The sequence below is a fragment of the Paraburkholderia sp. J11-2 genome, from assembly GCF_905220185.1.
Classification (GTDB): domain Bacteria; phylum Pseudomonadota; class Gammaproteobacteria; order Burkholderiales; family Burkholderiaceae; genus Paraburkholderia.
In genome coordinates this window covers 1-1,434 of the sequence record NZ_CAJMYY010000078.1, presented here as the reverse complement: position 1 = coordinate 1,434, position 1,434 = coordinate 1, and the positions used below count along the sequence as shown (strand labels likewise).

Genomic DNA, 1,434 nt, shown 5'->3' with positions numbered 1-1,434 from the left:
TATGAAAACGCTGTTTCTGCAGGCCCCGTCGTATGACGGCTTCGACGGTGGCGCGGGCTCGCGCTACCAGGCAAAGCGCGAGATCCGCTCGTTCTGGTATCCCACGTGGCTTGCGCAGCCCGCGGCCCTCGTGCCCGACAGCCGCGTGCTCGACGCGCCGGCCGACGGCATCGGCGTGGAAGCCACGCTGAAGATCGCGATGGACTATGACCTCGTGATCATTCACACGAGCACACCGTCGTTCCCGACCGACGCGCTCTTCGCCGAAGACCTGAAGAAGCGCAAGCCGACGCTCATCGTCGGCATGGTCGGCGCGAAGGTGATGGTCGATCCGCACAACTCGCTCACGGCGACCGAGGCGATCGATTTCGTCTGCCGCGAGGAATTCGATTACACCTGCAAGGAAATCGCCGAGGGCCGGCCGTTCGCCGAGATCAAGGGCTTGAGCTGGCGCGCGAAGGACGGCTCGATCGAGCACAACGAAGCGCGGCCGATTCTCGAGAACATGGACGAGCTGCCGTTCGTCGCGCCCATCTACAAGCGCGACCTGAAGATCGACAACTACTTCATCGGCTATCTGAACTACCCGTACGTGTCGATCTATACGGGGCGCGGCTGCAAGTCGCGCTGCACGTTCTGCCTGTGGCCGCAGACGGTGAGCGGCCACCGCTACCGCACGCGCTCGGTCGAGAACGTGCTGGCGGAAGCGAAGTGGATCCGCGACAACATGCCGGAAGTCAAGGAACTGATGTTCGACGACGACACCTTCACCGACGACCTGCCGCGCGCCGAAGCGATCGCGATTGGCCTCGGCAAGCTCGGCATGACGTGGTCGTGCAACGCGAAGGCGAACGTGCCGTACAAGACGCTGAAGGTGATGAAGGAGAACGGCCTGCGTCTGCTGCTCGTGGGCTTCGAGTCGGGCGACGACCAGATTCTCGTGAACATCAAGAAGGGCGTGCGCACGGACTTTGCGCGCCGCTTCAGCGCCGACTGCAAGACGCTCGGCATCAAGATTCACGGCACCTTCATTCTGGGGCTGCCGGGCGAGACGCAGGACACGATCAGGAAGACGATCGAGTACGCGAAGGAAATCAATCCGCACACGATTCAGGTGTCACTCGCCGCGCCGTATCCGGGCACGACGCTGTACAAGCAGGCCGTGGAAAACGGCTGGATGGAAGAGAACAAGACGATCAACCTGGTGAGCAAGGAAGGCGTGCAGCTGGCGGCAATCGGCTATCCGAACCTGCCGCGCGAAGAGATCTATCACCATCTGGAGCAGTTCTATCGCCAGTTCTATTTCCGGCCTTCGAAGATCTGGGAGATCGTGCGCGAGATGCTCACGAGCTGGGACATGATGAAGCGGCGTCTGCGCGAAGGCGTGGAGTTCTTCCGCTTCCTGCGCGCGCACGAGGCATGATGGACCGCGCG

Annotated in this window: 1 protein-coding gene; it reads left to right on the top strand. The window is 62.3% G+C overall.

What is annotated here, in order from left to right:
* The first annotated feature begins 1 nt into the window (after position 1).
* The gene (gene hpnJ / locus U5A57_RS41190) at positions 2-1,423 is read left to right on the top strand and encodes a hopanoid biosynthesis associated radical SAM protein HpnJ (RefSeq protein WP_321918068.1); all 1,422 of its coding nucleotides are present in this window, start codon (positions 2-4) and stop codon (positions 1,421-1,423) included.
* Positions 1,424-1,434: the final 11 nt, after the last annotated feature.

What these genes read in the sequence shown, in the direction of transcription:
- hpnJ (WP_321918068.1), top strand. Translation starts at nt 2, where the DNA reads ATGAAAACGCTGTTTCTGCAGGCCCCGTCGTATGACGGCTTCGACGGT.